This window comes from Gracilibacillus halotolerans (assembly GCF_014206945.1).
Classification (GTDB): Bacteria; Bacillota; Bacilli; order Bacillales; family Amphibacillaceae; genus Gracilibacillus; species Gracilibacillus halotolerans.
In genome coordinates this window covers 227,654-252,346 of record NZ_JACHON010000003.1, presented here as the reverse complement: position 1 = coordinate 252,346, position 24,693 = coordinate 227,654, and the positions used below count along the sequence as shown (strand labels likewise).

General features: G+C 35.4%; 23 protein-coding genes and 1 riboswitch. Of the genes, 9 read left to right on the top strand and 14 right to left on the bottom strand.

The window, feature by feature from the left end:
* Positions 1 to 235 (top strand): hypothetical protein (locus tag GGQ92_RS16285; protein WP_221437250.1); only part of this gene is annotated, 235 nt, incomplete at its 5' end.
* A gap of 176 nt (positions 236 to 411) precedes the next feature.
* Here GGQ92_RS16285 and ade read toward each other — a convergent pair.
* Positions 412 to 2,178: an adenine deaminase gene (ade, locus tag GGQ92_RS06665; RefSeq protein WP_184245970.1), complete on the bottom strand. Its 1,767-nt coding sequence runs from the start codon at positions 2,176 to 2,178 to the stop codon at positions 412 to 414.
* A 28-nt stretch (positions 2,179 to 2,206) separates the two neighbouring features.
* Positions 2,207 to 2,308: riboswitch (purine riboswitch) on the bottom strand.
* Between the two features lie 160 nt (positions 2,309 to 2,468).
* Here ade and GGQ92_RS06660 point away from each other — a divergent pair.
* The 6 genes from GGQ92_RS06660 (at position 2,469) to GGQ92_RS06635 (ending at position 7,963) form a co-directional block, all read left to right on the top strand.
* Complete coding sequence (locus GGQ92_RS06660) at positions 2,469 to 3,104, top strand: YesL family protein (protein WP_184245968.1); 636 nt, start codon at positions 2,469 to 2,471, stop codon at positions 3,102 to 3,104.
* Between the two features lie 550 nt (positions 3,105 to 3,654).
* Positions 3,655 to 4,620, top strand: a complete 966-nt coding sequence (locus tag GGQ92_RS06655) for a polyprenyl synthetase family protein (protein ID WP_184245966.1) — start codon at positions 3,655 to 3,657, stop codon at positions 4,618 to 4,620.
* The gene (gene comX / locus GGQ92_RS06650) at positions 4,550 to 4,714 is read left to right on the top strand and encodes a competence pheromone ComX (protein ID WP_184245964.1); all 165 of its coding nucleotides are present in this window, start codon (positions 4,550 to 4,552) and stop codon (positions 4,712 to 4,714) included. Before GGQ92_RS06655 ends, comX begins: the two co-directional genes overlap by 71 nt.
* Positions 4,711 to 6,951, top strand: a complete 2,241-nt coding sequence (locus GGQ92_RS06645; RefSeq protein WP_184245961.1) for a sensor histidine kinase — start codon at positions 4,711 to 4,713, stop codon at positions 6,949 to 6,951. Before comX ends, GGQ92_RS06645 begins: the two co-directional genes overlap by 4 nt.
* A 20-nt stretch (positions 6,952 to 6,971) precedes the next feature.
* A complete protein-coding gene (locus tag GGQ92_RS06640) occupies positions 6,972 to 7,616 on the top strand; it encodes a response regulator (protein WP_184245958.1) in 645 nt (214 codons plus the stop codon).
* A gap of 137 nt (positions 7,617 to 7,753) precedes the next feature.
* Positions 7,754 to 7,963 (top strand): LuxR C-terminal-related transcriptional regulator, encoded by a 210-nt coding sequence (locus tag GGQ92_RS06635; RefSeq protein WP_184245955.1) that lies wholly within the window; start codon positions 7,754 to 7,756, stop codon positions 7,961 to 7,963.
* A 53-nt stretch (positions 7,964 to 8,016) separates the two neighbouring features.
* Here the strand turns inward: GGQ92_RS06635 and GGQ92_RS06630 are convergent, their stop codons facing one another.
* From GGQ92_RS06630 to GGQ92_RS06600, 7 genes are all read right to left on the bottom strand, one after another.
* Positions 8,017 to 8,613, bottom strand: coding sequence for a polysaccharide deacetylase family protein (locus tag GGQ92_RS06630; protein WP_184245952.1), 597 nt, complete (start codon positions 8,611 to 8,613; stop codon positions 8,017 to 8,019).
* A gap of 19 nt (positions 8,614 to 8,632) precedes the next feature.
* A complete protein-coding gene (locus tag GGQ92_RS06625; RefSeq protein ID WP_184245949.1) occupies positions 8,633 to 9,496 on the bottom strand; it encodes a carbohydrate ABC transporter permease in 864 nt (287 codons plus the stop codon).
* 18 nt (positions 9,497 to 9,514) lie between these two features.
* On the bottom strand, positions 9,515 to 10,393 hold the full coding sequence (locus GGQ92_RS06620; protein WP_184245946.1) for a carbohydrate ABC transporter permease: 879 nt from the start codon (positions 10,391 to 10,393) through the stop codon (positions 9,515 to 9,517).
* Positions 10,394 to 10,574: 181 nt separating this feature from the next.
* On the bottom strand, positions 10,575 to 11,921 hold the full coding sequence (locus GGQ92_RS06615; protein WP_184245943.1) for an ABC transporter substrate-binding protein: 1,347 nt from the start codon (positions 11,919 to 11,921) through the stop codon (positions 10,575 to 10,577).
* 114 nt (positions 11,922 to 12,035) lie between these two features.
* Positions 12,036 to 12,803 carry a response regulator transcription factor gene (locus GGQ92_RS06610; protein ID WP_184245940.1) on the bottom strand — a complete coding sequence of 256 codons (768 nt, stop codon included), beginning with the start codon at positions 12,801 to 12,803 and terminating at the stop codon, positions 12,036 to 12,038.
* Entirely contained in the window at positions 12,772 to 14,544 is a 1,773-nt protein-coding gene (locus GGQ92_RS06605; RefSeq protein WP_184245937.1) for a sensor histidine kinase, read from the bottom strand. The genes GGQ92_RS06610 and GGQ92_RS06605 overlap by 32 nt, the downstream gene beginning before the upstream one ends.
* A gap of 190 nt (positions 14,545 to 14,734) precedes the next feature.
* On the bottom strand, positions 14,735 to 15,499 hold the full coding sequence (locus tag GGQ92_RS06600) for a DeoR family transcriptional regulator (RefSeq protein ID WP_184245934.1): 765 nt from the start codon (positions 15,497 to 15,499) through the stop codon (positions 14,735 to 14,737).
* A 206-nt stretch (positions 15,500 to 15,705) separates the two neighbouring features.
* Here GGQ92_RS06600 and GGQ92_RS06595 point away from each other — a divergent pair, with 206 nt between their 5' ends.
* Together GGQ92_RS06595 and GGQ92_RS06590 are read left to right on the top strand one after the other, a co-directional pair.
* Positions 15,706 to 16,293: a phosphoribosylanthranilate isomerase gene (locus GGQ92_RS06595; RefSeq protein ID WP_343068779.1), complete on the top strand. Its 588-nt coding sequence runs from the start codon at positions 15,706 to 15,708 to the stop codon at positions 16,291 to 16,293.
* 222 nt (positions 16,294 to 16,515) lie between these two features.
* A complete protein-coding gene (locus GGQ92_RS06590) occupies positions 16,516 to 16,992 on the top strand; it encodes a DUF7878 domain-containing protein (protein ID WP_184245931.1) in 477 nt (158 codons plus the stop codon).
* An 89-nt stretch (positions 16,993 to 17,081) separates the two neighbouring features.
* On the opposite strand, the gene GGQ92_RS06585 is transcribed toward GGQ92_RS06590, so the two are convergent.
* The 6 genes from GGQ92_RS06585 to GGQ92_RS06560 all read right to left on the bottom strand — a co-directional run bounded on the left by GGQ92_RS06585 (position 17,082) and on the right by GGQ92_RS06560 (position 24,690).
* Positions 17,082 to 17,321, bottom strand: coding sequence for a ferredoxin family protein (locus GGQ92_RS06585; RefSeq protein ID WP_184245928.1), 240 nt, complete (start codon positions 17,319 to 17,321; stop codon positions 17,082 to 17,084).
* An 80-nt stretch (positions 17,322 to 17,401) separates the two neighbouring features.
* Positions 17,402 to 18,241: an aldo/keto reductase gene (locus tag GGQ92_RS06580; RefSeq protein ID WP_184245925.1), complete on the bottom strand. Its 840-nt coding sequence runs from the start codon at positions 18,239 to 18,241 to the stop codon at positions 17,402 to 17,404.
* Positions 18,242 to 18,398: 157 nt separating this feature from the next.
* Positions 18,399 to 20,765, bottom strand: coding sequence for an RNA polymerase recycling motor HelD (helD, locus tag GGQ92_RS06575; protein WP_184245922.1), 2,367 nt, complete (start codon positions 20,763 to 20,765; stop codon positions 18,399 to 18,401).
* 63 nt (positions 20,766 to 20,828) lie between these two features.
* Complete coding sequence (locus GGQ92_RS06570; RefSeq protein ID WP_184245919.1) at positions 20,829 to 22,634, bottom strand: ABC transporter ATP-binding protein; 1,806 nt, start codon at positions 22,632 to 22,634, stop codon at positions 20,829 to 20,831.
* Positions 22,627 to 24,345, bottom strand: a complete 1,719-nt coding sequence (locus GGQ92_RS06565; RefSeq protein ID WP_184245916.1) for an ABC transporter ATP-binding protein — start codon at positions 24,343 to 24,345, stop codon at positions 22,627 to 22,629. Before GGQ92_RS06565 ends, GGQ92_RS06570 begins: the two co-directional genes overlap by 8 nt.
* Before the next feature lie 168 nt (positions 24,346 to 24,513).
* Positions 24,514 to 24,690: a hypothetical protein gene (locus GGQ92_RS06560; protein WP_184245913.1), complete on the bottom strand. Its 177-nt coding sequence runs from the start codon at positions 24,688 to 24,690 to the stop codon at positions 24,514 to 24,516.
* Positions 24,691 to 24,693: the final 3 nt, after the last annotated feature.

Here is a 24,693-nt window from a genome sequence, read left to right as displayed (position 1 = left end):
TTTTGGTCAACTACCATTATACAAGATTTGGGGAGGTGCTTCCTTTTTTATGTTTTTAAGCCCTTGCCACACAAGGGCTGGGAATTATGAAATTCATTCAAATAAATATATTTTTTTTAAAAAAGCAAAAAGCTGGACCAAATTCAATTTTAAATCACCAAAGACAAACAATAAAATGCTGTTTTATAAATTACGTAGTCAAACACGAGACTCCTGCAGAAAAAGCAACAGCTGAAAATCCATTTCATAAGTTTTTAATAAACTTATGAAATTAGTTGAAGCGTTGCCTGCGGAAAGCGAAGTGTTTTAGCGAAGTAATTATAAAAAAAGCGTAGGTACCGAACGAATTCTATCGAATCGTTCGGTATCTACTATAATAGAATACTTCTGTCCTAGCCTCTTGCTTTATACTTATTTCCTTATCACATCGATTAATTCAAAGGTAGTTACGTCTACTAGTCCTCTATTAGAAATTCTCACTTCAGGTATTACTGGTAATGCTACTAATGAGAATGTCATAAAAGGTGCATGTAATGGAGAACCGAGCTCCTTCCAAGCTTGCTCTAATTGTTGAACTTGCTCGACCACAGTCTCTAAAGATTGATCAGACATTAAACCAGCGATTGGCATTGAAACATGTGCTAAAACACGGCCATCCAAAACTGCAATCATACCTCCGCCTGTTTTCGCTAATTCATTTGCTGCAAATGCCATATCCTCTTGATTTGTTCCCATCACTAGTAAGTTATGGCTATCGTGAGCAACAGTGGAGGCAACAGCTCCTTTTTTCAATGAGAAACCTTGGACAAAGCCTAGGGAAATATCTCCTGACTGGTGGTGACGATCGATACAAGCCAGTTGAACGATATCTTGTTCCATATCCATCTGCACAACACCATTCACAACAGGAAGCTTGGCGATCATTTTTTCCGTCCGCGCACTGTTTTCAATTACTTTAATACCATTCACTTCAACAAACTCTTCCTTTTTTGTAGTAAGTGAGAAGTCTGTTGGTGTAAGTGGTCGCTGTATATTTACCGTTTGTTTTACCGACTCTGGATAACTAGCTGGAGTATAAGAAGCAACTAGTTCATGATTCACTACAACGACTTGTCCATTTGCAATAACCGTTGATGGTTCCATTTCATTTAAATCATCTATCAAAATAATATCCGCTAATTTACCCGGCGTAATACTTCCTAGTTCTTTATCTAAGTGATAATAACGAGCAGTATTAATAGTTCCAAGCTGTATCGCTTCAACAGGATCGACACCTTCCTCAATCGCTCTCCTTACTACATGATTCAAATGACCTTTTTCCATTAAAGTTTGAGGATAAACGTCGTCTGTTACTAAGGATATGTTCGTTGAATCAATCTCGTCTTCTGTAATAACTTTTATCACTTCTTTTACATCATGCCATGCCGAACCTTCACGAATTTGTATATGCATACCTAATCGTGCTTTTTCTAATCCTTGTTCTCTTGTGACGGTTTCATGACAGGAATCTACTCCAGATGCAATATAAGCTTGAAGCATTTCGGGTGTTCCATCTGGAAAATGTCCCGTAACCGTTTTATTTTTAGCAATCGTAGCTTCTATTTCATCAATCATTTTCGGATCATCGTAGACAACACCAGGGAAATTCATTACCTCTCCCAGTCCTACTACACCGTCCCATGTAAGACCTTCTTCAATATCTTCTGCTGTTAATTCACTACCTGCATCCTCTAAACCGTTCGTAGCTGGTACACAAGAAGGAAACGTAGTAAATACTCGAAGTGGAGTGTTTTTCCCTTCCTCATGCATTAACCGAACACCTTCTGTACCTAACACATTCGCTATTTCATGAGGATCCATAAATATGGACGTGGTTCCCTTTAGTAAAGCCGCCTTTGAAAATTCTGTGACGGTTAGCATCGTACTTTCCACATGCATATGTCCGTCCATCAACCCTGGAGCTATATATTTGTCTTTCGCGTCAATAACTTTCGTTTTGCTATCGATAAGATGATCTGCCTTACCAATAAAAGCGATATGGTTATTTTTAATTGCTACATCTATATTGTCCTGTAGCTCTCGAGTGATAACATTCACTAATGTACCATTTTGAATAACAATATCAGCCTTTTCCTCTCCTAATGCTGTTTTCCTCAAAAGTTGTCTAGTATTTCTCATTCTATTTCTCCTCTCATTTTCACACGTACCGAGGAGGTTATCCCCACATAGTTTAGCAATTTACGGTTGCTAAGTAGATACGCTAGTTCCCTATTAACTAACTTATACGTGTTTTCATTATCTTACGCTTGATTTTTCAACTAGTCAACCAATGGTTACCATGCGAATTTCCGATACTTATATGTTAAAATAAACAAGAAGAATTTTATTTCAAAAAAAGTAATCGCTTTAATTATGATTACTTAATAATATTATTATCTTAAAGGATATAGTCGACAGGAGAATGCAGAATGAAAGGTTTATTTGCCGTTACAGAATGGATTACCCGATTTGCTTATGTCAATCTATTATGGATTGCTTTCACTATTTTAGGTTTAGGGGTCTTTGGCCTATTTCCTGCTACTGTTGCGATGTTTGCAATTATTCGGAAATGGTTACGTGGAGACGTTGATTTACCAGTGTTTAAAACATTTTGGGAATTATTCAAAAAAGACTTTTGGAAAGCAAATGGGATAGGATTAATTTTCGCTGTCATTTCTTATTTGTTCTGGATAAATCTACAGTTTATGCAATTGAACGACTCAACATTTGCACAGTGGGCTAAAATACCACTCTATTTTGGTATGCTCGTTATCGCTTTAACTCTTTTATATGTAATCCCAGCTTTTGTACACTATGAGGCTAAAATGAAAGATATATGGAAAAACGCCTTTCTTGTGATGCTGATTCATCCGTTTCACAATGTATTAATGATTTTAGGTATCGTTGTTTCTACGTATATTATGTTTTCATTATCAGGGTTACTATTTTTCTTTGGCGCTAGTTTTCTCGGTTTTATTATCATGGGTACCTGCTACCATGCTTTCATGAAAATTGCCGAAAAACAAGAAGCTCTAAAGAAAAAAGAAGAGGAACAGACGAATTAAGTGCCAATTTACAACAGTATTACCAAAAAAGTAATGCTGTCCGCCAAATCTTGGCGGTTAACCGACATAACTTGGCGGTTACATTCATTAATACGTATTGTAGAATTAAATTGTAAGCAGAAACATTAAAAAAAGAAAAGGAGGGATTACTAAGTAGGTATTTTCATTTAATGTTTCTTCTAGTACCATTATCTCTTATTAGTGGTTATTAACATTAGTAAAAATAGCAGTCTTTTTTGAATGGTAACTCCCCCCTGACCAAAAAGTTTTACTGTGTGTTACCACTCGAAAAACATTGCTGAAATGCCAAATCTTGCAAAACTTTATGAGTCGATTTACCCCAATCGACTGACAGCTTGAGTTTCATTTAATTTATTCTCCCCTCTATGAAAAAAATTAAATTGGAGCTGCGTTTTACCTAATTGTATTGCAGCTCCGGATGTTTCTTTTACCTCTATGAATTACTCAATAGAATCTATCATCATGTATAGCTCAAATTTCCTAAACATTGTATACTAAAAATAAATAAAACTAACTTGGATGGATGCCATTGAAGGAATTTATCTTACAAAAACAATTAGAATATTGTAGCGAATTCTTCTCTGAGAAAGAAATATTACAAATAGTAGAAAACTTCTTATTATATCAACATAAGACTAGTAATTTACTATTTTCTGAACTTACCATCTTGCACCACTTTATATTCAATGGATCACGCAAAGATATTTATTCTTTAGCAGCTGGAATTGAAATGATCATTTTAACTGCAGATATCTACGATGACCTTGAGGATCAAGACAATGACGATGCGCCTTGGAGAAAAGAGAACCAAGCAGTCGTGTTAAACATTTGCAGTGGTTTACTCGTGATGAGTTTGAAAATGATCGGCGACCATTCGAAGGAAGTACTACAAATGGTGCATGAACTTCTGCCAAAGTCTATTCAAGGGCAACACAAGGACTTAACAAACCATATCCAAGATGAAGCTACTTATATGGAAATGATTCGTAATAAGTCCGGTTCCTTAACTGCTCTCGCTTGTTTAGCTGGTGCAATCTATGCAAAATGCAACCATCTAAACATCGTTAGATCCTATGGTGAGGCAATAGGAATGATAGCTCAAATGAATAACGATATTCAGGGCATACAAGCTTTGGAAACACGGAGTGACTTAGCTCAGAAAAAGCGGTCATTACCAGCACTATATATGCTAAACTCAAGTCAAACTAACTATATTTCGCAGTATTATAGTGGTGAGCTTACGTATGAGCATCTACTCCAAGCAAAAGATAGTGTTTTAGAAGAATTAGAACACTATGGTGCAATTATGTATACCAAAGTGAGAATTCAGCTTCTCTATGAAGAAGCTGCTAAAAAAATAGACTCCTTAGCGATACATCCAAAAGCTAAAATAATTTTAAAAAAATTAGTAGGAGGTCATATTGATGCAAGCAACTATTCAGTATCTTTCACAGCATCCCGATTTGATGGAAAAAGTAAAGGAAGGCAAAGCTAGTCTACTAGGTGTAAGCAAACAAGAAAGTAAAGCGATTATGGAAGTTTTAAAGAAACCATTCTTATCTGAACTGGACTATTGGTATCCAAAATGATTCAAAGAAAGAAATATACTTTCTTTCTAATAGTATTTATACTATTATTCTCGTTCTTAGCTTATCAGAATCTCACTCCTTATATTGGGATTCATCTAGCTAAGGACGGGGACACTTATATAACAGACGGTTTCAGTGATCTAGGCTGGGGCTGGGATAGCGGAATTGTTAACGGGGAAGAAATTGTTTTCATTGACGGAGAAACGCCTGATAACAATGCAATAGCCTCTAATTTTTTTAGAATTGAAAAGGCGGAAACAATTACCGTTAAAAGAGATGGAGAGCTCATAACGTATGACATAAGTGGCAGCACAGCACTTACCGCTCAATACATTTTCTATTTCGTTTTCCCTCTAGCCTATTTTTTAATGAACCTTCTTTTTTCTTATTTGTTAATTAAACAAAGAATTGAGAAGCAAAGTACATCTATTCTTATAATTTTGTTTAACGTCATTAGTTTCTGTTATATAAGTGCAAGCTTAAACACTAAGCTTATACTGAGTGGTGAACTGCTTCTACCAATTACTTTTTTGCTTGCACCTGTTCTATTTATCCATTTTATATTTCATTATTTCGCTGAGTTAGATTTTAAATGGGTTTCAAAAAAGGTAATTTATTTTCTATACTCTCTAGCTGTCATAGGTAGTGTACTAAGTAGCCTATCTTTAACATTGTCACGTAGTTCTTTACTGATTACATTTCTCTTTATAGTCCTTATCATTATTTTAATATTATTAAATGGTTATACAACTATAAAAAGTATTCAAGCAAAAGACAGTTTTAGATGGTTGTTTTATTCATTTTTAATTGCACTAACACCTTTTGTTTTACTCTATGGTATCCCTGATATATTACTTGGCAAAGGGATAATTAAAGCTGAAATAGCTACTATGTTTATTATTACTATGCCTGCTATTTATCTCTATTTATTAGCGTCTGACAAGCTTTATCAAATGAAGTTAACATTAAACAGACTGCCTTATTTCTCATTAATTTCCCTGGTCCCTGCACTATGTATTACCAGTGGCTTTTATTTGTTAGCTGAGCAAAATCAAACAGTTATAGGCATTTTAAGATTTTTTATCATTACCTTTATCACGATTATCTTATTTTTATCCTTTAAAGGATATTTAGATCGTGCATTAAAGACAAACCTATTCGTTGATTACGAAAACTATCCAAATAGTTTATATCGCTTTAGTGAGGTTTTGAAAAAGTTAACGACTAAGGATGACATATTAAAAAGTGCTCAAAGAGAATTAAGAGAAGTGATTAAACTCTCTAATCTGACAACAGTATCTGTATCCAAATTTCATCCAATAGTATGTTCACATGATAAATTAGATGCTGAGTTCAATAAGAAAATTTTGAAAAACCCATTGAAGATTGGACAAGTAATTCAATATCAGACGAATCTCATGATTATCGTAGGTGAAGAACAAGAATTTTATTACGCCATTTTAGGTAAAAGAACGAGAAAGACTTCCCTTATGAGTACACAACAAAACGATTGGCTTTCTGCTTTAGCTTATTTTACTAGTATTGCTTTGGAAAATATACGGAAGCTTGAAGACACGATAAATGAGCTTAATAATTTGCGCTCAAAGTCGAAATGGTTGTCTAAGCTACTGTTTAATATATCGGAAAAAGAGCATAGACGGTTAGCAAATGACATACACGATAGTTTCTTACAGGATTTAATTTCTCTTAATCGAAAAATTCATGATATTCAAACGAATACACCAAATAAGGAACATCAACTTCAGCTTCAAGAAGCTGAGGAAGAAATATTGGATATTATTTATACGATCCGCGAGACGTTACATGAGCTTTATCCAGCCTTTTTATCGGAATTCGGATTGGATAGTGCCCTAGACGAACTATATAGTAAGTTCCGCCTTCGCTGTAATATAGCTTTAGATGTTAACATGGGAGAAGATGTTTTTAAAGACTTAGGTGAAGACCATGTTTTAGCTGTATATCGAATCGTACAAGAATTACTAACCAACGCGACAAAGCATTCACAAGCAAACCATATTGAACTTATCATTCGTCGTGAGAACAGAGAATTACTCATTCTTTATAAAGATGATGGGATAGGCTTACAAGAAGTGAATAAAAATGATTATAAACAGATGGGTATTAGAGGAATTGAGGAGCGTGTATACAGTTTAGACGGCAGCATACAGTTTACAAATAATAATGGATTATCTGTTCATATTCGTATACCAATCTAATAAAAGTCAAGGTGATAATAGTGATCGATATACTCGTGATTGATGACCATCCTATCGTAGGAGAGGGTACAAAAAAGCTATTAGAGAACGAAGAACAGTTCTCTGTTGATCTTGCTATATCTTTAAAGGATTATGAAGCTAGAATAAATGAAAAAAATTATGACGTCTACTTAATTGATTTAAATATGCCTGAAAAAAATGGACTTGAACTGACAAAAGAACTGATGCAGCTAAAAGCGGATGCCAAAATTCTCATTTTCACTATCCATAGTTTAACTACCCATTTCAATTATTTAATTGACGCAGGAGTTGCAGGCTTTATTAGCAAAACGTATACAAGAGAACAATTAATCCGTACAATATGGCTTGCGGTTGAAGGTTTAGCTGTTATTCCGATTGAATTACTCGCGCAATTAAGAAGAGTAGAAAAAGAAGTTACGTTAGAAGAAGATAAGAATATTAAACTAACAGAGCTTGAAGAAAATATTCTTTATTACGTTGCTAAGGGCCATAGTAATGAAGAAATTGCTACTCAATTTCATATGAGTAAACGGAATGTGGAAAGGTATTTAACGAAGCTTTTTGGAAAGCTGGGTGTACAGTCTCGTACAGAGATGATATGGAAAGCTAAGGAATTGAATATCATTCCTGAAGTTTTACTGTAAATGCTTTAACGACGATATTTTAGGAAGATATCTTTAGACTGTTATGAAGGTATTTCTAACCTCACGAATTTAACTTTCAAATGAAATACCCGAATTTATCCTCTCATGTAAAAGCGTAAATGAAAGGTGATGGAAAGGTGTTTTTGAAAGAGGCCAATCTTTCTAGTATAGAAAGAGAAATGGTGCGTTTAATCGCCAGGGAATATCCCGATCAACTAATTGCTCAGCATTTAAACAAAACAGAAAAAGATGTAAAGATACACATCGCTTCAATTGGTAAAAAGCTCAATGCGAAAACTCGAGCAGAAATCGTTACAAAAGCTTATCGCTATCAGTTATTACCCTAATGTGCATAGGAACAATATAAAAAACAATTGGTTGCTTAAAACCAATTGTTTTTTCATTCTTCTAGAAGCTCACGTACTGTAACAAACTGATAGTCTCTTGCATATTCCCCTAATAATAGGTCCACAGCTTCTACTGTTTGTGACCTCTCACCAAGACCATCGTGGAAAATGAAGATACTACCAGGTTTTATTTGCTTCTTCGTTTCATTAACGATCCAATCTGTCCCGGGACTTTCCCAATCTTTTGCGGAGAGATTTGTTGCGCTAATAACAGGATAGGAAAATTGTTTCACTACTTCATTTACTTTGTCGTCCCAGTCAAAGAAAGGCGGGCGAAAAGATACGGTTTCTTCATTTGTTACGTTACGAATACTCTGATCTGTTCGAGCTATCTCTTCTTCGATTTCTTTTTTCGTTAGCTCTGTTAAATGCCGATGATGAAACGTATGATTCCCTATCTCATGTCCTTTAGAAGCAACCTTCTTCGCAATCTTTGGATATTTCTCAATATGTTCTCCAATCATAAAGAAGGTTGCTTTTGCGTTATCTCTCTCTAATATCTCAAGAATGGATTCCGTATAAGTTGGATCTGGGCCATCGTCAAAAGTAAGTGCTATTTTCTTTTGCAATGTCGGAAATCGCTCCATCATTGGATCTCTCACCCTTTTATTAACCTTTTACTGAGCCCGCAGCAATACCTTCTACTATACGGTCACTCAGAATTAGGAATGCAATTAGGATAGGAACGATACTAATAATTAAAGTAGCACCAATTGCTCCCCAGTCTGTTAAATATTGTCCTACGAAGTTGTTAATACCTACCGTTAATGTTTTCCATTTATCTGAACTGATAAACGTGTTAACAAAAACGAATTCGTTCCAGTTATAAATCATGTTAATGATCGCAGTTGTTGCAATTACTGGTGAAGTCATTGGCAAAGTAATTTGGAAGAACATACGGTGAATAGAAGCACCGTCCATTACTGCCGCTTCTTCAATTTCTCTCGGAAGTGTTATATAGAAACCAAGTAAAATCATTATTGTAATCGGTAAGTTAAACGCTGTATACGTAATAATCAGTGATAATGGGTGATTAATTAATCCCATATCGTTGTAGAAAGAGAATAAAGGAATGATGGCAGAATGGATCGGTACCATTAAACCTATCATAAACAAACCTAATACCGGTTTACTTAATTTCCAGTTCATTCTCGTAATTGCGAATGTTGCAAAACTTGCTAGTAGAACAGTTGCAATAACTGAAACTGCTGTTATCCACACACTGTTAAAGAAATACATATCTATATTACCATCGGTCCACGCACGCACATAGTTTTCCCATCGTGGATCTTCAGGCAAGGCAAATGGTGAATTACCAAATACTTCTGTGTTTGTTTTTAGTGAGAAAATAAAGAGCCATATAAGCGGATATATTTGGAATACCGCAACGATTCCTAATGCTATATATAGTAAAACCATACCGATTCTAGAAGCAATACTTCTTTTTTCGACAGGCTGTGTTGTCGATGCCATAACAGAATCTTCCCTTCCTTAATATTGTACTTCTTCGTCGTCCGCTGTGAATTTTCGTGTAATCCATGTTACTACAAGCGTAATTATTAATAAGAAGAAAGCTACTGCACTACCGTAACCAAACTGGTACGTATCAAATGCTTTTTTATACATATAAGATGCGATAACTTCACTTGAACCGTTTGGTCCCCCGCCTGTCATAACATAAATTAAATCGAAGTATTTCAATGAACCAACAATCGCAAGTACAATTGTCACTTTAATAACGCCTGCAATTAAAGGTACCTTAATTTTGTAGGCAATTTGTAAAGGTGTTGCACCGTCTATTTTCGCAGCTTCTTCTAGTTCGGTTGGAACCCCTTTTAGAGCTGCATAGTAAATAATGATATAGAAACCTGCATACTGCCATAAAATCGCAATGATAATAGCTGCTAATACATATTTAGGATCTGCTAACCATGCTGGCGGATTTTCAACACCGAACATTTTCAAAACGCTATTTAACATACCGTTGTTCGGGTCATAAATCTTAATCCAAAGTTGTGCTATCGCAACAGATGACATAAGCATTGGAATTAGATAAATTTTTCTTAGTAAATTTGATCCTTTAATATTCCCTGCCAATATAAGAGAGATAGTTAGATATACTGCTAAACTAAGTGTCGAGAAAATTGCAAGTAGTAATGAATGCCATGCACTATCCCAAAATCTTGCATCGACAATTAATTCTTTATAGTTATCCAAACCTATAAAGGTCATTTCCCCAATCCCGGTCCAATCCATCAAACCATAATATCCAGTTAGTATCATCGGTCCATAGATAACTGCCGTTATCAAAAAGAGAGCCGGTAGAACATATAACGCAATGACCAGCTTGTTCGACATTACTTTTTTCATAGGAATTGCTCCTTCTATTTATGTTTTACTCCTACTAGACTTTTGTAATTAAAGAAAAATTATTCATGAGTAGTATCATTGTTGTTTTGCAAATTTTTCCATAAGCAAGCGTTATTGAGATAGGAGATGGTGAAAGAAAAGGACATATTTCTTGGGAATATGTCCTTTCCTCGGCATCTACTTACTCACCAGCTTCTTCAGCTAATGCGTTCTCTTGATTTTCAGCAAACTCTTCAGGTGTCACCGCATTTCCAAATAGTGCTTGGATCATGTCTAAGTGAACATCTGCAACTGCAGCACTCATTTGTACGTCTGCATATAGAGTTAAGTTAGTTGCCTCATTTAAGTCATTCAATACGTCAATATACATTTCTGGAAGATCAAGTGTTTCTGTGTCTACTTTTGTTGCCGGGATTACCCCTGCTTTTTCAACAGACTGCTCTCCCCACTTTTCTACAAAGAATGCAACAAAGTCTTTTGCTTCATCTTTTACATCAGAATCTTCAGCTACGAATAATCCTACACCAGGACCTCCAACAAAGCTGTTTTCGTCTCCTTCTCCACCTTCAACAGTTGGGAATTTCATGTATTCAACAGAATCTCTAAATTCCTGTGGATTATCTTCATTCGTTGTGAATTCTGGTAGATCCCAAGTAGCCATTAGATACATAGCTGCTTGCTCATTTAGGAAATAACCTTTTGCTTCATCGTTACCTAAACCATTATATCCGTTTACAAATGCACCCATGTCTACTAGTTCTTGAATTTCAGCAGCTGCTTCGATTAGAGCTGGATCTTCAAAGCTACCAGAACGATCGATTGCATTGTTTAATACTTCAGGACCACCGATTCTGTCTGCTAGGTACATGTACCACATAGAACCTGTCCATTTGTCTTTATTACCAAGTGTAATTGGAGTTACACCGTTATCTGCTAATGTTTGGATTGCTGTTTTTAATTCTTCGTAAGTTGTTGGTACTTCTACACCGTTTTCATCAAAGATACGTTTGTTGTAGTAAAGTGGTGTAATGTTTAACTCTAATGGTAAACCGTATGTTGTGCCATCAAGTGCAAATGCTTCTGTTGTTCCAGATACGAATTGGTCTGCTAATGGACCTTCGATTACGTCATCAAGTGGTGCAAACATATTTCCATCTACGTAAGGAACTAAGTATCCTGCAGCCCAAGTCATTCCAACGTCTGGTAATTCATTAGAAGTGGATAGTACTCGAATTTTCTCTTTATACTGCTCGTTTCCAAGAATTTCTGTTTGAATTGTAACACCTTCATTTGCTTCTTCGTACTCAGCAATAATTTCGTTTACAATTTCATAGTGCTGTTTTGAACTTCCTTCCGGCCATAGGTGCATGAAGTCGATAACTACCTCATCAGCTGAACCGCTTTCATTATCTCCAGATGTAGATTCATTTCCTTCTGTTTCTGAATCATCGCCGCCGCAAGCTGCTAGAATAAATATTAAACCAACGGCAAGCATCATCATTAAACGTCTTGACCATTTCTTTTGCATTTCTTTTTACCCCCTACTTAAGATATATTGCTTACACTTATAAGATTATCATGTAGTGCCTATTTTATGTAAGGGGATAACAATTAGATAAAATACCACTTATTTTGGTAATGCTTACATCATCTTTCGGTAGCTACTTGGTGTCGCTTTCTCATATTGTTTAAAAAGTTTGATAAAATACTTGGCTGTTTGATAGCCAACTTTTTCGGCTATTTCATTAACTGTTAAATCTGTTTGCATGAGGAGTTTTTTAGCTTCCTGGAGTCTTCTCCGCGTCAAGTATTCACTAAATGTCATTTCTACTTCTTCTTTAAACAGCGAACTTAAATAACTAGCATTTAAATGAACAATTTCCGCCATTCCTTTTAACGATATATCCTCATAAAAATGGTCCTCTACATAATCTAATACTTCTTGTACCGATTTGTTCATTGTCGATATTTGATTTGCTTGCAACAATGTGTCGTCTACTATTTTATTCATTAAACCTTTGCGCGTTTTATCCTCATCAATGGCAATTGCCTTTTCAACCGCATCCATTAATTTTTTCTTTGGTATTGGCTTTAATAAGTAATTCACTACTCCTAACTCTAGAGCCTGATGAGCATAATCAAACTCGGAGTAGGCGGATATAATAATTACAACCGGATCTTTTGCCTGTAGCCTTAATTCTTTTAGTAAATCGAGTCCCGTCATTTCTGGCATCTTAATATCCGTAATTAAAACATGTACTTTACCGCCATCCATCTTATCTAGAGCTTCCTTAGCATTGGATGCGGTAAATACATCATATTTACCTAGTGATTCTTTCTCTATTGTTTTTTTAATACCTTCACGACTTCTAGGTTCATCATCCACGATCAGAATGACTTTTCTCTGCAATGGTCCTACCTCCTTCAAGTGGTATCTGAAAGCTTATTCTTGTTCCTTCATTTTCTTTACTATCTATATAAAGTCCCTTAACATGCTGCAAATCATAAAACAGATTTAAGCGTTGCTGAACATTTTGCAATGCTAAACCATATTCTTTCTTAATATTGATATTTCCTATTAAAAGCTGCTGAATTTCTTCTAATTTTTCTTCACTCATTCCTTTGCCATTGTCTGAAACAGAGATGTTTACACGGTTATCAATATCAGCTCTTTCCACTTTAACCGTTACTGTACAATCTCCTATTCTACCCTCTGCTCCATGTAAAATTGCATTTTCTACAAGTGGCTGAATCATTAGCTTCGGGATTTTGGCATGTAAAACGTCTAAATCCGTTTCTTTCTCCCACAAAAGCCTTGATCCAAATCTCATTTCCATAATGCTCATATATCGATCTATATGGTCTAATTCTTCTTCAATTGTAACCCATTCATCATCTGTTTCTTTTGTAATTGTATATCGGAATAGCTCGGACATCGCTAACACTGTTTCTGCAAGCTCATCTTCATTCTTATCCTCTAATGACCAGTACAGCGCATCTAGTGTATTGAATAAAAAATGTGGATGAATTTGCGCTTGCAATGCTTTCAGTTCTGTCCTTGATTTTACAATCTCCTTTTCGTAAACCATTTGTACTAAATAATTTGTTTCTGTTGCTAACTGGTTATAAGTTTGATTCAACTCATTAATTTCTACAGTCGACTTAGCAGGTGGGTTATGCTGTAAAATTCCCTCATTAGCATCTCTCATTGTTTCCGTTAATCTTGTTATCGGTCTAGTAATTAACGTTGATAAAAACAAGCTACTAATGAAAAAGATAACAATACCTATTCCCCCAGCTATTACAATACCTGCTTGGACAGTGGAAATACCTGACGTTAATTCTTGCACAGGTGTCAAACGATACAACGTCCAACCTGTAGAAGGTGATGTTGATTCAACAATCACATATTCCCGTTCATCTAAGCTAATTTGTTCATTAGAAGCTTCATAAATAGATTCTAAATCTTCACCTTTATAGTTAGTAACGATAACCCCATTATTTTCATCTACAAGAATTGTATAGCCTTCCTCCGCTCCACCAACAGTATTAGAAAGCGAAAAAATAGTTCTATCTATTCGTACGATAGCAAAACCACCATGCTGAAAGTTGTTATTCATTAAATTCACCGAACGCATTGCGAGAAAATAATTTTCATCCAAAGGATCCTCACCAATCCAAATGAGCTTACCACCAGCATCGTACGCTTTCTTAATCCAATGGGTATTGACTCTATTCATCAAGTTATAAGAATCAATAGGTATAATTCTTTCGTAATTGTGAGTATAAATTTCTGTCCCATAGATACCATCTGTATTTGCTTGTATCATATTTATTGCATTTACTAGAGATTGTCGCTCATTGAACGTAATCACTTCATCATGGTTAACGTCCATTAAAATATTTTGTACCGCATCATTTGTTATAATTTGCTTTGTTACCATGTTTATTTGTTCATATATTGAGTTGAAACGTCCTTGTGATTCTGTAACTGTCTGTTTCATTTGTGCTTCTGCATTTTCTTGTAAAAGGTTGGCTACTGTTGAATAAGAAATGATGCTAACAATAAGTAGGACAGATATCATCACTATTAAATAAACAACAAAAAGTTGATTCCGTAACGTATTCCATTTTCTAAATAATCGAAACAAAATGCTCACCTATCTCGGCTATCCGGTCAAACTGGATAGTATTTTAGTCCACTATACATTATACAATGGATAAACTATGTAAGGAAATGAATGTGATGGGTAAATAAAAGATTTGATTTTATAAGATTTGGATAATAACAAAAAAACTAGCTACATTCCGACCCGTCTCTAGTCAGGATGTAGCTAGTTTCTATGCTTCAAAAACCTCGATATTAACTTCTTTCAGTCCATTTACTATTTCTGATGGAAGCTTACTATTTGTTATAAGGCGATCAATTGTAGCTAACGAGGCTACATGTGTGAAAGCTTGCACGCCAAATTTCTGATGATTGGCCATAATATATGTAACATCAGCTATCTCTAACATTTTTTGTTTTACACGTGCCTGTTGTTCATTCGATTCACTAATCCCACGTTCTAAGTGAATTCCTTTACAAGAGAGAAATGCTTTATTGACGTGGTAGTTATCTAAATACTTTTCGGCAAGTGGTCCAACGTATGATAGCGATCGATTTTGCACATTTCCTCCGATAGAGATAACAGTAATATTACTTTTCTGACTTAACTCTAAAATTACTTTCACAGAGTTAGTTAGAACCGTTAATGGAATATTTGGTAGATTTCTCGCAACGTACCAGGCCGTTGTACTGGCATCTAGTAGAATTTTATCATTTTCCGCAATATGTTTTACTGCTTCTGCTGCAATTTGTTTCTTTTCTTCTACAAACATAATTTCTCTTTCATGCACTGGTAAGTCTAGCCCGTCCCCTTGCTGTTCAAGACTAATCGCCCCACCATGACTTCGGACAATTTTAGACTCTCGCTCTAATTTTTCTAGATCTCTACGAATTGTTTCATCGGTAACAGAAAACATTTTTGCTAATTCTGTTACACGCACACTTTTTCTTTCATTTACAATTTCAACTATTTTCTTGTGCCTTTCTGCCACTAACACGATACAAACCTGCTTTCTCCATCCCTATCAGAATGTGGGTTTTTGTTGATTTCATTTTAACATATAGCAAAACAAAAACAAACAAAAGTCCTGTAGCTACGAAAAGCAAAATAAGTATTTTTATACTTCTAAAGAGTTAATTTGTAATCAGAAAAAGGATATGATGAACCTTTAGCGAAATAATTAGGGTAAGCACTTTGTGGGGAATGAATTGTTCAAGTGTGAAGAAAGTTTTATTTTATAAATTGCTTAAACAGAAAAAAGCGAAGGAAATGATGGCAAAAATGGATAATTACAAGTTTAGTGAGTTTATTCAAATCGCAAAAAAACTTAATGAAGTGGATATTTTTCCATTGTTAATGGGGTCCGTTGGATTAGAAGTAGTTACACGTGAAAGTTGGGAACCACAAGACCTTGATATTCATGTCCCCGGAGATAAAAGAGGATGGGAAATACCTCCTGAATTATGTATATATAACTGGCAACGTATAGTGAGCATTATGAATTCTTTAGGGTATCGGCTAATTGATTTGCATGAGCACGAATTCTTGAAAGAGGGTCAATCAGTTGGATTTGCAATTATTAACACTTTACCAGATTTTGCGGGGATACAATTAAAAGACCTAAAAATGCATGAAACGAATGGAGCAAAGTATTATTTGTTAAGTCCCGCTCAATACTTAAAGGTTTACGAATCATCATCCAAAGATAGTTATCGAGCAGATAAAAATAACAGGAAAGATTTTCGGAAAATAGATTATTTAAAAAGAATGATATATGGTAATGAAAAATAATACTTGAACTATAAAAGAGAGTTAATATAGGTAATAAAAGTGCATGGTTCGGTTTATAAGGAACTCTCCGTAAAACTTTAATTTTTATAAATATTTTGTTGATTATTTTCCTTGAAACATTTTCTTAGATTGCTATATTCGGAATTCAAGATTCTTAAAAAGTAAAAAGGACCATGCTCTGTATCAAGATGAAAAAATATACAGTACAATAGGGTGAAAACTTTGAAACAAATTGCTAATAAAATAGACTTTGAATATGAATTCACTAGTAATAAGGAGGCTATTTCTAACAAACATAGAAAAGATGTACCTTCAATCTTAGCATTAGATGCTTTGTTTGTAATTAAGGTTAACGACGAGGTGTATTTCAGAGCAGAGATAGCTATCTTAGAATTTTATAAATCTTTATTTAAATGGAAAGAAACAATTACAGAAGACCATATTAGAGAGTTTCATTATTATACAATTGAATATGATGATTATAAGAATGGTGCCATTCTATCACTATTGCCATGCTCCGATAAACAAGCAACGATTCAATCTATTTGGTCTGAATCAGACACCCATCATCTATTTAATCTAGACTATATTGTCTCTAAGTTCTGCGATTTAGAGCGAAACTTAAGAAGAGACATAGAGCATTATTTTGATATCAATTTAAATAGTTTTATTCAACATATTCCGTATTACTGCCTTTAGCAGACTGAGAAAGCGAGTCTTTTGATGAGATATAAGGCGGTGCGATTCTTGCATAGAAAAAGCCACCCTATAAAAGAGTGGCCTAATGTCTATTTATTGGCAAAAAATGCTTCTGCCTTTTCTAAAAATATTTCTTGGTCTGGTGTCAGATCATATTCTTCCTCAATAGCATCTACTGGGCATACCGCTTGGCACGCAGCACAATCTATGCAAATGTCTGGATCTATATAAAATTGATCTGGTCCTTCTTCTATACAATCAACGGGACATACCGTAGTACATTCACCAGCTTTTTCTGTCTGACATGCTTCCAAAATAACGAAAGCCATGTTTATCCCTCCCAGATTGATGAATATACTACTACGATACTTGAAAGTCTATTTCTATTCAAGTAATTCATTCTACCTAATTAATATTTATTGAATTCATCTGGGTCCGAACCTATTCTTTCATCTTTGTTCATACTATTAATCTGCTGCATTTCCTCTTCTGATAATTCAAAATCAAAAATATCCGCATTGTCCTCGATACGTTGTTTTTTCACAGATTTGGGTATTGTAACTACTTCCCTTTGTAAATCCCATCTTAATACAACCTGTGCTGTATTTTTTCCATGGCGATCTGCAATCTCCTTCAATATCGGCTCATCCAATAAACGACCTTGTTTCAACGGAGAATATGCTTCTAACTGAATTTGATGCTTTTTACAATAATCACGTAAACTATTTTGTTGGAGGTGTGGATGAAATTCTACTTGATTAACCATCGGGACAACTTCAGCTTCAGATAGTAAATCATCTAAATGGTGTTCCTTAAAATTACTTACACCAATTGCACGAATTCTACCCTCTTTATAAAGCTTTTCTAACGCTTTCCATGTTTCTTTATATTTATTTAGCTTTGGCAATGGCCAGTGGATTAAATACAAGTCTAGATAGTCTAATCCTAAACGCTCCATAGAACCTTCGAATGCTTGTAATGTCTCTTCGTAGCCTTGGTCTTTGTTCCATACTTTTGTTGTAATAAATAATTCTTCACGAGGAATTCCTGAATCACGAATTGCTTTACCGACGCCTTCTTCATTACGGTACGCTTTTGCTGTATCAATACTTTTGTATCCATGTTCTAGCGCCCATTTCACAGAGTTATACACTTCTTCACCTTCGCTCACTTGGAAAACACCTAAACCAAACCAAGGCATCTTAACTCCATTATGCAATGTTACAGTTGATTGAAGATTTAATGTCATACTCTATTCCTCCCTATTTATTATCTTTTATATATTGGCACATATTTCTTGTAAAATAAAACATTTTGCTTAAGCGCTTTCAAAACCATCAAATAAACGAGACTAGGACGATTAATTGGATATTGCATAACGTCTTAGTCTCGGTGAGTTTCATATATCACGTATCATGTTGACCGGATTTTATATGGAAGATTTTATAGTGCTTGTAATAAGATGCTGGTACTTCCTTAATAAATCGGCAAGGCTCTTTTCGAGTGAACATGGATAATTCATGCATTGCTCTCGTACATGCTGTATAGAATAGATTTCTTTCTAGTTCGTCTTTGTAATGATCAATAGAGGCGTCCGGTATAATTACAGCATCAAATTCAATACCTTTTGCTAAATATGCCGGTATAACGACGATTCCTCTATTAAATGTATGCGACTCATGGTTAATAAAATGAAGTGGCATTCGTTTCTTCATTTTTTTATGGATAGATTCGCATTCCTCGATTGTCTTTCCAATGATTGCGATAGTCTCGTATCCCTTATTTAAATACTCCTGAATCGTCTCGATGATTTTGTCTTCAATCGTACGTCGCTGACTCGCCTCAAATACGGTCGGCAATTCACCATCTCGTTCAAACGCTTCAATTAAATGGCCATTATCCATAAACTCTTTTGTAAATCGTGTAATTGGAGCAGTCGATCTATAGCTTCTTTTCAGCACAATTCGTTCATGCTCTTCCTCTAGGTTTTCTGATAGCAAGGATTCTTCTTCCGTAGCATGGGCATAAATCGCTTGATTAATATCTCCTAAAAGTGTCATACGACTAGCAGGAAATATCTTTTTCAGTAATTCAAAGTGAAATGGTGAGTAATCCTGCGCCTCATCGATAAACAAATGCTGGATAGATTGATTAGAGGTAAAACCAAATAAACTCTTTTCAAAGTAAATATATGCAGGAGCGTCTTCCCATAGTAATGTTTTCCGTAATAAGTACACATCTGTTAATTCACAAATTTCTTCCCAATTTGAAGGGAGGTTTTTTCTTTCTTTCCATTTGGGTTCAATAAATAAATGACGGAAAGTCTTTAAGCTATCTACGAACTGAAGTCTTTCTATTTTCGTTCGCAACGGTTTTAATTTGCGTTGAACAACTAGTTTTCTCAATAATTGTTCTTCTCGATTAAAATCATTAAATGTATCCTCTGAATATCTTAATTCCTCTTGTAATGTCTCATGAACTTCCACGTAATCCGCTTTATCTAATAATTCGGTTTCTTCAAGCACCCAGTCTTTTTCCCGTTCCATCCATTCTAACTGCTTTAATCCTCTTAAAATCCAATGGACCGTTTTTTCTAAACGCGCTGGGATAGATAATTCAGAATCTAACTTGTAGAAGAATTGATAGATCGCCTCTTTTGGAATAACAAGTTCACCACGAAACGTTATGTTTCGAAACTCTAGCCCTTCCTCTGAAAGATTCGTTAGAAATTCGTCCACTAAAGATTTGAAAGGCATGCTCGCCTTATAAGACATAGCTGTAATTCTTGGATCATTTGATTTACGATTATTTTTTAAATAATATTCCATTTGATCAAATGGATTCTCCAAGGTAAATTGATCATCCAATTGTTTATTTAAAAATTGGTAAAATGTCATTTGTTGCATATTGTTTTCTCCAAGCTCTGGCAATACTCGTGAAACGTAACTTGAGAAAAGTGGGTTTGGAGAAAATAAAATAATTTGATCCGATGTTAGTGTTTCTCGATAACGATATAGTAAGTAGGCAACTCTTTGTAATGCTGCGGAGGTTTTCCCGCTTCCTGCTGCACCTTGAATAACAAGAACCTTGGATCGTTCATTTCGAATAATCTTATTTTGTTCTTTTTGAATCGTCGAAACAATATTTCTCATCTTTGTATTCGCTTGGTTACCAAGTACAGACTGAAGTAAGTGATCACCTATTGTAAGGGAAGTATCAAACATTCCCTTTAATTCGCCATTTCTTATAATATATTGTCGTTTTAATGTTATTTCCCCGGAAATATTGTCAGATGTTGTCTCATAACTAGCCGGACCTGGCGGATAATCATAGTACATACTCGCAATCGGAGCTCTCCAATCATAGACATAGAATTCCTCTTCTTTCTCGTCCATAACAGTTGCTAGGCCAATATAAATAGTATCCTTTTCCTCTTTCCCATCTTCTTTAAAATCTATTCGTCCAAAATAAGGTGAATCTTTCAATCTGTCTAACACGGACAAACGCTCGCTAACTTGACCATGACTTCTTTCACGTTCTGACAGGAATTCTACTTGCTGTTTAATGCTTGCTTCCGTTTCGATTTTATCGTCCATTTCCTCAATATTGACGGTGACATCATCCCAGAATTCTGTTCGGATGTTAATAACATCTTTCTTTAACTTACCTGCTCGTTCTTTTAAAACTGCGATTTTCTGCTTAATCACATCAATCACCTGATGCATTCGTTGCTTTTCAGGTTGCCAATCTTTATGTTTATTTTCTTCTGCCATTGTTTCTCACCCCCGTGCTGTAGTTGCGATAACCATAGTATATTCCAAACCAAAGAAAGTTATCTAGGAATTCACTGTCCCTTCATTAAGTTGCTGTGTTTGAACTAGATTAGCATAGAAACCTTTCTTAGTTAGTAACTCACGGTGCGTTCCCTGTTCAATGATTTGACCATGGTTTAAAACTAATATCTTATCTGCTTCTTTCACTGTGTTTAAACGATGTGCAATTACGAAGCTTGTTTTACCATTCATAAGCCGTCCGAGTGCCTCTGTAATTTTGATTTCTGTTACCGTATCGATACTACTCGTTGCTTCATCTAAAATCAACACATCTGGATTTTTAAGCATTACTCGTGCAATCGCAAGTAATTGTCTCTGACCTTGGCTTATTCCATTACCATTACCGGATAAAACTGTGTCATAACCGTCTGGTAGCTGTTGTATAAATGAAGCAGCATTGGCTAACGCTGCCGCTTGTTCGACCTCATCATCTGTAGCATCTAGCCTACCGTATCGTATATTTTCTCTTATGGTTGTGTCAAACAAATAAGAATCCTGAAGGACGATACCTAAATGATCTCGAATACTTTCCTTCGATACATGTGAAGCGTGTTTACCGTCTAATAATATATTCCCTTGATTCTCTTCATAAAAGCGTGCAAGCAATGAAATAATTGTTGTTTTCCCTGCTCCTGTTGGACCAACGAGAGCAATCATCTCACCTGACTTCGCGTGGAACGATACATTGTTTAATACTTTTTCTGATTCATTGTATGCAAAAGAAACATTTTTAAACATGACATCTCCTTGCCATGACGTTAATTTTTCCTTTTTCTCTCGCTCTTCTATTGGCTCATCCATAATTTCAAATGCTCGTTCTGCACCGGCCACCGCAGAAAGTATTACATTAAATTGGTTCGCTAAATCATTAAGTGGACGCGTGAATTGTCTTGCATACGTAGAAAAGGCTACAATCACTCCAACTGAAACAGTAGCATTGTTCGTTGTAATAGCAATCCATCCACCAATACCAACGATAATAGCAAAACTCAGGTTGTTTAAGCTATTCATTAGCTTCGGGATAAAACCAGAATAAACCTGTGCCCAATAGCCAACATCACGAAGCTCTTTATTATAGGTATCATATTGACGAATAGCTCGATTCTCTTGATGAAATAACTTAATCATTGTATGACCAGATAAATGCTCTTCCAGATACCCTGTCATATCTCCTAATGCTTTTTGTTGTTCTTTAAAATACTTCCCTGTTCGTTTCGTAATCCACTTCATTCCAAAATACATAAGCGGAACAATTGTAATGGTTAATAAAGTCAATAAGGGGCTTAGCCACAACATAACTAGTAGTGTACCTACTAAGGTAATTACACTCGTAATCACTTGAATAATCGCAGTGTTTAGGGTTCTACTCACGTTCTCGATATCATTTGTTAAGCGACTAATTAAATCTCCACTTTCCGACGTTTGGAATCGTTGAACTGGTAATTGAAGAACATGCTCAAACAATTCCTTTCTCATGCGAAATACCGTCTGTTGCGATATATCAATCATCCAATAATTGGACAGAGCAAGAGTGACAGATTGAAGAATAAAAACAATCGCTAATATGATAAGTATAGAAAACAAGGTAAACGACGTTGCTTCTCCAAGCATCGTATCTACAGCCACACCTAAGAAATATGGCCCGGCGAGTGACAGAACAGAGCTGATAATAACAAGTACAAGGACAACCCAAAACACGATTCGATTAATAGCTAGATAACTCCACATTCGCCGTAGCGTCGAACGCATATTTTTTACCTTTGGTTTCTTTTGTCCCGAAGTTCCTCTAGGACCATGTCGATTAGCCATCCATACCCACCTGCTCCCTGCGCTGTGAATCCCAGATCCTTTGATATAATGAAGAATTCTGTAGTAGTTGTTCGTGTGTTCCTTTCGCTACAGTTTTTCCATCTTGTAAGAGTAGAATAATATCCGCGTCCAACACTGAGCTGATTTTTTGTGATACGAGGAACGTAGTACAATGTCGTTCTCTAATAGCTTGTAATACCCTTTTTTCCGTATCTGCATCTAATGCACTTGTACTGTCATCTAACAATAAAATTTTAGGATTATCTGCCAAAGCACGGGCAATCGATAGACGCTGTTTTTGACCACCAGACAGATTGACACCACGCTGACCGACAAACGTATGATATCCATTTGGTAAACTCATAATAAAATCATGTAATTGTGCTTCTTTAGCAGCTTGGATTGCATGTTCCTCGGCTAATTCTTCATTTCCCCAACGAATATTGTCCAAAATGGTGCCTGAGAATAAAAAACCTTCTTGCGGTACGAGGGTGATATCATAACGTACACGATTTTTTAATTGATTGATATCTTTTCCATCAATCATCACTTTCCCAGATGTTGCTTTAAATAGATACGGAATTAAGTGTAACAATGTTGTCTTCCCAGAGCCTGTTTCACCGATAATACCGATTTTTTGCCCAGCGTTTGCTTGTAGATTAATGCTAGTTAGAGAATTTTTAGTGGCGTCTGGATAACGAAAGGAGACATCTTCAAATGTCACATCACCATGTAGAGAAAGCTTTTCTTCCTCACTAGTTAGATCATCTGTATCTTCCACTAATATTTCCTCAATTCTTTTTGCAGATGTACGACCTCTAGATAAATTCATTAATAAAAAGGAGAAGACACCAAATGAAGCTAAGATACGTGTAGCATAATTGATAACTGCAACCACTTCTCCTGCTTGAGCATTGCCTCCCTCTAATTGAAGGTTTCCAAACCAAATAAGAGCAATTAAGGCAACGTTCATTACTAACATGACAATTGGCATTACAATTTCCATTACCCATAAGGCTTTCTTATTTACATCTTTCAAAGACTGATTCACATCAGAGAAGCGTCGGTTTTCATATTTCCTTCGTTGAAATGCTTTGATCAGTTTTATCGCGACCAAGTTTTCTTGAATTACTCGATTCACTGTGTCCATTTTCTCTTGAACCTTACGAAATAGCTTCATCCCTTTCGTCATGAGAAAGATCATAATGATTAGGATGATTGGGACAATCGCGATTAATATTAAACCTAAGGATACATTTAACGTAAAAGACATGACGATACCGAATATAATAAATAAAGGTGCGCGTAACATTATTCTCATTGAAGCAAACAATAAGCCTTGTACTTGTGTCACATCATTCGTTAGTCTCGTTAGCAAGGTAGACGTAGCAAATTGCTTTATTTTCATTACAGAGAACATTTGAACACGCTCAAACATATCCCGTCTCATGTCATAGCCTACACCTTGGCTAACTTCTGATGCGTAAAAAGAGCTTATAATTCCGCCAACAAATGCAAGTACGGAAATACCTACTAATATAGCACCATAAAAATAAACGGTTTGTAAGTCTTCTTGTAAAATACCTTCATCGATAATTCTGGCCATAATAATTGGTTGAACTAATTCAATCACAAGCTCTACAACCATTAAAAAAAGTGCTATGACTAATGCTTTTTTATATGTATTTGCATAACGTAAGATAATCTTCATATGCCGCCTCCAGCTTTTCTATCTCTATTCATTATAACGGAAATAAAGCGCTTACTCTAATTATATATTTTCTCAATTATGAGGGGGAGATAGTTACTAAATTCTTTAGGAGCGGGGATTAAGAGGTAAATTATCTAAAAATTAAAAAGCGGATTTTGTAATGACTCACTAATTACTGTCCAAATCATTATCAAAAAGAGACGTTTTACTTCCGCTCTTTTCGATACCTAACTTTTCTTTTATAGCTGTTAGCTCTTTAATAATGATTTGAGTATTTATCCAAGCTGCAACACTAGCGATAACCGCTATCGCTAGTGCTATACCGATGAGTATACCAAAATTCATATT